This is a genomic window from Cellulomonas sp. P4_B5_2, assembly GCF_056402235.1.
This window is the reverse complement of record NZ_JBFUHU010000194.1, coordinates 1-7,127: the sequence shown is the minus strand read 5'-3', so window position 1 is coordinate 7,127 and position 7,127 is coordinate 1. Positions and strand designations below refer to the sequence as shown.

The following is a 7,127-nucleotide window of genomic DNA, read 5'->3' as shown; positions in this document are numbered from 1 at the left end:
GCCCGACGCCCTCAGCCCTTGACCGACCCCGCCAGCAACCCGCGGACGAAGTACCGCTGCAGCGACAGGAACACGATGAGCGGCACGACGAGGGCGATGAACGCGCCCGCCGACAGCAGCTGCCACTGCGACCCGCGCGTCCCGCTCAGCTCCGCGAGGCGCACGGTCAGCGGTGCCACGTCGGTGGTCCCGCCGGCGAACGTCAGCGCGACCAGCAGGTCGTTCCACACCCACAGGAACTGGAAGATCGCGAACGACGCGATCGCGGGCGTGAGCAGAGGCATGAGCACCTGGAAGAAGATCTTCACGTGCCCGGCGCCGTCCATCCGCGCGGCCTCGACCAGCGACGGCGGGATGTCCTTCATGAAGTTGTGCAGGATGTAGATGGCCAGCGGCAGCGCGAAGATCGAGTGCGACAGCCAGATCACCCAGAACGACCCGGCGATGCCCCAGTCCACGTACTGCGAGAGCAGCGGGATGAGCGTGACCTGGATGGGCACCACCTGGAGCGCGAACACCGCGACGAACAGGATGTTGCGGCCCTTGAAGTCGATCCACGCGAACGCGTAGGCCGCCAGGAGCGCGAGCGCGATGGGGATGATCACCGCCGGGAGGGTGATGACGATCGAGTTCACGAAGTAGGTCGCCAGGCTCGTCGACGAGCCGAACAGCGCCTCCTGGTAGTTCTCCAGGGTGAGCTCGAAGTTCCACGGCAGGGTCCACCAGCCGGACGTCCGGATCTCCGACCGCGGCCGGAAGGACGTGATGAGYAGGCCGAACGTGGGCACCGTCCACACGATCGCGATGAGGATGGCGATCAGCGACGTCCACGGCGAGCTGAGCTTGCCCTTGACGGCGGCCGCGCGGGCATCCGCACGGGACATCCGCGTGGGCTTGCGGGTGGTGTCGACCTCCTCCGGGTCGACGAGCGTGGCGGGGGGCAGCGGGGCCGAGGCGGCGGTCATCGGATCTCCTCCGAGAGGCGGAGCTGCCGGACGTTGTAGACGATGATCGGGATCACCAGGACGAAGAGGATGACCGCGAGCGCGGCACCCAGTCCGGCCTGCTGCGCGCGGAAGCTCTGCGTGTAGAACTCGTAGGCCACGACGGACGTGTTGAAGTTGCCGCCGGTCATGGTCCGGACGATGTCGAAGACCTTGAGCGTGCCCATGGCGATCGTCGTGATCACGACCACCAGCGCGGGACGGATGCTCGGCACGGTGATGAACCGGAACATGCCGATCCCGTGCAGCCCGTCGAGCCTGGCGGCCTCGGTGATGTCGTCGGGGATCGCCTTGATGGCCGCGGACAGCACGGTCATCGCGAAGCCCGCCTGGATCCAGATCATCACCGCGATGAGGAAGAACGTGTTCCACGGTTGGTTGAGCAGGAACTGGTACGGCTCCAGCCCCAGCCACACCAGGATCTGGTTGGCCAGGCCGATCTGCTGGATGTTGCCCTGGTTCGGCTTGTACTCGTAGACGAACTTCCAGATGATGCTGGCGCCCACGAGCGAGATCGACATGGGCAGGAAGATCAGGGTCTTGGCCAGCGACTCGTAGCGCGTCCGGTCGACAAGCACCGCGTAGATCAGCCCGATGGCCGTCGCGAGGATCGGCACCAGGATCACCCAGAGCATCGTGTTGCGGAGCACGGTCTGGAACTGGTCCTGCGTGAACGCCGTGACGTAGTTGTCGAGACCGACGAAGTTCTTGCTCTTGGAGTCGTACAGCGACAGCTTGATCGTGTTGAGCCCGGGGTACACCAACCCGAAGACCACGAAGATCAGGGTCGGGCCGAGGAAGCCGGCGACGACCACCCAGGTCGGGACCCTCTTGAGCTTGTCGATCCCGAAGAGGATCGCCCCCATGATGCCGACGAACAGCAGGATCGCGATGATCATCAGCGCGAACTTGTGTCCCACGGAGCCGGCTTCGATGAACCAGTCCATTCCTCACCCTTTCCCTCGTCGTCGAGGTGGCGCGTTCCGGACGATACGCCCGGAACGCCGGGATGGGGGCCGCCGAGCCGACGACCCCCACCCCGTTCCGTCAGCCGGTCAGGACGATGCCGGCCAGGCCGCCTCGATGTTGTCGAGGGTCTCGGCGTCGGACTGGTTCTCCGCGATCCACGCGGTCATCTGCTTCCAGAACGCGTCGGCGCCGACAGCACCGGGCATCTGGTCGGAGCCGTCGAACCGGAAGGTGTAGCTGTCGTCAGTCAGCAGGTCGAACGACAGCTTGTCGATCGGCGACTGCAGCAGCGCCGGGTCGAGGCCGCTGTTGGCGCTCAGCCAGCCCTGGCCGGTGGCCTCGGCCTTGGCGTTGGCCCACTCCGGGCTGGACAGGTACGCCTGGAACGCCTGGACCTCGGGACGGTCCGCGAAGGCCGTCACGAACTCGCCACCGCCGAGCAGCGGCTTGTCGTCGGCCGACTCACCGGGCAGGTAGAACGCGTAGACGTCGCCGTCCTCGGCGACCGTCAGGCCCTCGTCCCAGTTGGCCTGGTAGAAGTTGGCCGCGCGGTGCAGGAAGCACGTCTGGTCCGGGATGCCGTTCGCCGACTCGTTCCACGGGGCCGTGGCGATGGACTGGACGTCGCCCAGGCCGCCGTTCACGTAGTCCGGGTTCTTCAGGATGCTGCCCACCGTCTCGAGGGCGGACAGGACCTGCGGGTCGTTGAACGGGATCTCGTGGGTGACCCACTGGTCGTAGACCTCGGGGCCGGCCGTGCGCAGCAGCACGTCCTCCAGCCAGTCGGTGGCCGGCCAGCCGGTGGCGTCACCGGACTCGATGCCTGCGCACCACGGCTTGGCGTCGGGGAAGTCTTCCTTGATCTGGTCGGTGAGGGCGATGAGGTCGTCCCACGTGGTGGGGATCTCGTAGCCGTTCTCCTCGAACGCGGCCGGGGAGTACCAGACGAACGACTTCACGTTGGCGCCCAGCGGCGTCGCGTAGAGCGTGCCGTCGACCGTGCCGTAGTTGACCCAGCCCTCGGTGTAGTACTCGTTGGCGTTGTCGATGACCGCCTGCGGCGCCGCGACGACGGTGTCCGGGTAGTCGGCGACGATCGACGCCAGGAACCCGGGCTGCGGGATGTACGCGATGTCCGGCGGGTTGCCGGCCTGCAGGCGGACGGGCAGCTGCGCCTCGAACTCGCGCGAGCCCTCGTACTCGATGGTCGCGCCCGTGCACTCCTCGAAGGGGATGTACGAGTCGGTCTGCTGGACCGACTCCGGGTCGACGATCGACGTGTACACGCTGATCGACTTCCCGGACAGGTCGCCGTACTGCTCGAACGCTGCACAGTCGGCCGATCCGGTGGAGTCGCCACCGCCGCCGTCGCCGCCGTCGTCATCGCTCGAGCACGCTGTGAGAACCAGCGCGAGACTTGCCCCCGCCGCGGCCGCAGCCAGATAGCTGCGGCGCCTGCGTGTGCCGTTCATGAGACCTCCACGTCGTCATGCTCCGGTATGGCGCCGGCGTCTTCACCGGCACCCTTGCAAGCGATGCAAGTCGTTACGCAAAGCGGGCGCAACCGTAATGACCAGGCAATACGGTCACGATTGAGTTACAGGCTGACCTCGACGGTCCCGGACGACGGAAATCGTGCGGAAACGCCCTCGCCACGCACGAGATCGTCAGCGGCGTGGACGGGCCACGGCCACGTCAGACGAGGAGGCTGCGCAGGACCGCGAGGGCACCGTCGTCGTCGATGGTGCCGGTGACCTCGTCGGCCGCCGCGCGGACCGCCTCGGGCGCGTGGCCCATCGCGACGCCGCGCGCGGCCCAGCGCAGCATCTGCACGTCGTTGCCGCCGTCGCCGATCGCCACGGTCGCGTGCGGCTGCACGCCGAGGTGCTGGCGCACCTCCTCGAGCGCGCTCGCCTTGGACACGCCGCCCGGGGTGAGGTCCAGCCACGCGGACCAGCCGACGGCGTACTCGACCTCGTGCAGGCCCACGCGCTCGACGAGCTCGTGGAACTCCTCGGGCGTGCTCTGCGGGCTGCGGATGACCACGCGGGTGGCGGGCGTCGCGGTCAGCTCCTCCCAGGACACCACCTCGAGGTCGCCGGACAGCTCGCCGTCCGGGAAGTCGGCGGAGACCCGGAAGCCCAGGCCGAGGTCCTCGACGGCGAACAGGGCGTCGGGCAGCTCCATCGCGATGGTCCGCAGCGCGGGGCCGGGGTCGAACGTGACCACCCGGACGATCTCGTAGCCGTTCTCGGCGGCGGGATCGAGGCGGGCGGTGACCGCGCCGTTCGAGCAGACGACCCACCCCTCTGTCAGCCCGAGCTCCCGGGCCACCGGCGCGGCGGAGTGCACCCCGCGGCCGGTCGCCAGGACGATGTGCAGGCCGGAGTCACGGACCTGCAGGACCGCTTCGCGCACCTCGGCGGAGATCGTGCCGTCGTAGGACATGAGYGTCCCGTCGACGTCGAGCGCCACGAGGCGGCAGCGGGTCATCGCACCGGCTCCAGCACCTCGAGGCCGCCCAGGTACGGACGCAGGCCCTCCGGCACGCGCACCGAGCCGTCGGCCTGCTGGTGGTTCTCCAGGAGCGCGACGATCCACCGGGTGGTGGCGAGCGTGCCGTTGAGCGTGGCCACGGGCCGCATCGACCCGTCGGCCGTGCGCTCGCGGATGCCGAGGCGGCGGGCCTGGAACGTGGTGCAGTTGGAGGTCGACGTGAGCTCGAGGTACCGCTCCTGGCTGGGCAGCCACGCCTCGCAGTCGAACTTGCGGGCGGCGCTCGAGCCCAGGTCACCCGCGGCGGTGTCGATGACGCGGTAGGGCAGCTCGGCGAGGGCCAGCATCTCCTCCTCCCAGGCGAGGATGCGGCGGTGCTCGTCGTAGGCGTCCTCGACGGTCGTGTACGTGAAGGCCTCGACCTTGTGGAACTGGTGCACGCGGATGATCCCGCGGGTGTCCTTGCCGTAGGAGCCGGCCTCGCGCCGGTAGCAGGCCGACCAGCCGGCGTACCGCTTGGGGCCCTTCGACAGGTCGAGGATCTCCCCCGAGTGGTAGCCCGCGAGCGCCACCTCGCTGGTGCCGACGAGGTACAGGTCGTCAGCGGGCAGGTGGTAGATCTCGTCCGCGTGGGCACCGAGGAAGCCCGTGCCGGCCATGATCTCCGGCTTGACCAGCGTGGGTGTGATGACCGGCGTGAACCCGGCGCTCAGGGCCTTGTCGACCGCGGCGTTCAGGAGCGCGAGCTCGAGGCGCGCGCCGATGCCGGTCAGGTAGTAGAACCGCGCTCCGGACACCTTGGCGCCCCGCTCGGTGTCGATGGCCGCGAGGCCCTCGCCCAGCTCCAGGTGGTCCTTGACGGGGAAGTCGAAGTCGCGCGTCTCGCCCACGTACTTGAGGACCACGTAGTCGTCCTCGCCGCCCGCGGGGACGCCCTCCTCGACGACGTTCGAGATCCGGCGGCTCAGCTCGGTGGCGCGCGTCTCGGCGGCGTCGGCGTCGGACTGCAGCCCCTTGACCTGCTCGGCCAGGTGCTTGGCGCGGGCCAGCAGCGCCTGCTTCTCCTCGCCCTGCGCCTGCGCGACCAGCTTGCCCAGGGACTTCTGCTCGGCCCGCAGGGTCTCGAAGTCGGTCAGCGCGGAGCGCCGGCGCGCATCGGCGTCGAGCACCTCGTCGACGAGGTGGGGGTCGTCGCCACGCGCCACCTGGCTGGCCCGGACAAGGTCGGGATCCTCCCGCAGGAGCCGCAGATCGATCACCCAAGAACCCTACAGACCCGCGGGTGACCACCCGAACCGGAGCGCGCGGCCTGGTGGGCCGTAGATTCTGCCCATGACGTGGGAGGCGTGGGTGGCCGTGAGCGCGGCCGTCGCCGCGCTGTCCGCGCTCCTGCTGGTCCTGGTCCTCTGGTTGCGCCAGCGCGAGCTGCGTCGCCGGATCGAGTCGCCCCGCTCCGGGGCGAACGAGCGGGCGCTCCGGCTCGCGCGGGACGTGGACGAGACCGGGCAGCAGGTCGCGTTCGTTGCCAACCCCTCCAAGCCGGACGTCCCCGCGCTCCGGGCGGCGGTGCAGCGCGCGTGCGCGGAGCAGGGGCTGCCGGAGCCGCTGTGGTTCGAGACGACCATCGCCGATCCCGGCGTCGGGCAGGCGCGCAAGGCGATCGCCGAGGGCGCGGACGTCGTCGTCGCGATGGGCGGGGACGGCACGGTCCGGGCGGTGGCCGAGGGGCTCGTCGGCACCGGGGTGCCGATGGGACTCATGCCGCTGGGCACCGGCAACCTGCTGGCCCGCAACCTCGACCTGCCGCTCAGCGACCCGCTGGYCGCCATGCGGATCGCGCTCGAGGGACGGGACCGCACGATCGACGTCGGCTGGCTGCGGGTGCACCGGTGGGAGTCCGACCTCGACGACCCCGTGGCGGAGGCCGCCGAGGAGCTCCCCGACGAGCTCGGGCTCCCCCGCGACCACATCTTCCTGGTGATCGCCGGGCTCGGGTTCGACGCCGCGATGGTGGCCGACACCGACGAGCACCTCAAGGCCCGGGTCGGCTGGATCGCCTACTTCGTGTCCGGCATGCGGCACCTGCACGGGCGCCGCACCCGCATCCACGTCCGGCTCGACGACCAGCCGATGACGTCGACCCGCCTGCGCAGCCTGCTCATCGGCAACTGCGGAAAGCTGCCCGGCGGGATCACGCTGCTGCCCGACGCGCTGCTCGACGACGGCTGGCTGGACRTCGCAGCCATCGACACGCGCGGCGGGATCGCCGGCTGGGCACAGCTGTTCGGCGAGGTGGTGCTGCAGGGCGCCGGCGTGCGCAACGACCTCCCCGCCAAGATCGGCCGCATCGACCACACCCGCGCGCAGGAGGTCCGCGTGGTGGTGCAGGGCGGCGAGCACGTGCAGGTGGACGGCGACATCGTCGGCCGGGTGACCGAGCTGTCCGCGCGGGTGGACCACGCGGCGCTCGTGGTGCGGGTCGCCGCCACCTGATCCGGACGTCCGCGGGCAACCCCGTCATCCACCCACGCGGTGCTGCTCCCGACCGCTACGATCCCCGGCGAACGAGGCCGCGACGACGCGGCTCGCACCGGAAGGACCCCCGTGACCACCACCCTGCGCGCTGCCCTGTCGGCGGTCCTGCTGGCCGGCTTCTAC

General features: G+C 69.9%; 6 protein-coding genes. 1 reads left to right on the top strand and 5 read right to left on the bottom strand.

The annotated features are described in order from the left end of the window. Positions 1-11 precede the first annotated feature (11 nt). From AC1DUQ_RS14305 to serS, 5 genes are all read right to left on the bottom strand, one after another. Positions 12-965: a carbohydrate ABC transporter permease gene (locus AC1DUQ_RS14305; protein ID WP_477059780.1), complete on the bottom strand. Its 954-nt coding sequence runs from the start codon at positions 963-965 to the stop codon at positions 12-14. Further along, positions 962-1,951 carry a carbohydrate ABC transporter permease gene (locus tag AC1DUQ_RS14300; protein ID WP_477059779.1) on the bottom strand — a complete coding sequence of 330 codons (990 nt, stop codon included), beginning with the start codon at positions 1,949-1,951 and terminating at the stop codon, positions 962-964. Before AC1DUQ_RS14300 ends, AC1DUQ_RS14305 begins: the two co-directional genes overlap by 4 nt. 108 nt (positions 1,952-2,059) lie before the next feature. Next, positions 2,060-3,445, bottom strand: coding sequence for an ABC transporter substrate-binding protein (locus tag AC1DUQ_RS14295; RefSeq protein ID WP_477059778.1), 1,386 nt, complete (start codon positions 3,443-3,445; stop codon positions 2,060-2,062). A 223-nt stretch (positions 3,446-3,668) separates the two neighbouring features. Next, positions 3,669-4,466: an HAD family hydrolase gene (locus tag AC1DUQ_RS14290; RefSeq protein WP_477059777.1), complete on the bottom strand. Its 798-nt coding sequence runs from the start codon at positions 4,464-4,466 to the stop codon at positions 3,669-3,671. Then, complete coding sequence (gene serS, locus AC1DUQ_RS14285) at positions 4,463-5,728, bottom strand: serine--tRNA ligase (protein WP_477059776.1); 1,266 nt, start codon at positions 5,726-5,728, stop codon at positions 4,463-4,465. Before serS ends, AC1DUQ_RS14290 begins: the two co-directional genes overlap by 4 nt. A gap of 73 nt (positions 5,729-5,801) precedes the next feature. Here serS and AC1DUQ_RS14280 point away from each other — a divergent pair, with 73 nt between their 5' ends. Further along, positions 5,802-6,962: a diacylglycerol/lipid kinase family protein gene (locus AC1DUQ_RS14280; RefSeq protein ID WP_477074012.1), complete on the top strand. Its 1,161-nt coding sequence runs from the start codon at positions 5,802-5,804 to the stop codon at positions 6,960-6,962. Positions 6,963-7,127 lie beyond the last annotated feature (165 nt).

Excerpts from the sequence above, each read along its gene's own strand:
- AC1DUQ_RS14295 (WP_477059778.1), bottom strand. The coding sequence starts at position 3,445 with ATGAACGGCACACGCAGGCGCCGCAGCTATCTGGCTGCGGCCGCGGCG.
- AC1DUQ_RS14300 (WP_477059779.1), bottom strand. The coding sequence starts at position 1,951 with ATGGACTGGTTCATCGAAGCCGGCTCCGTGGGACACAAGTTCGCGCTG.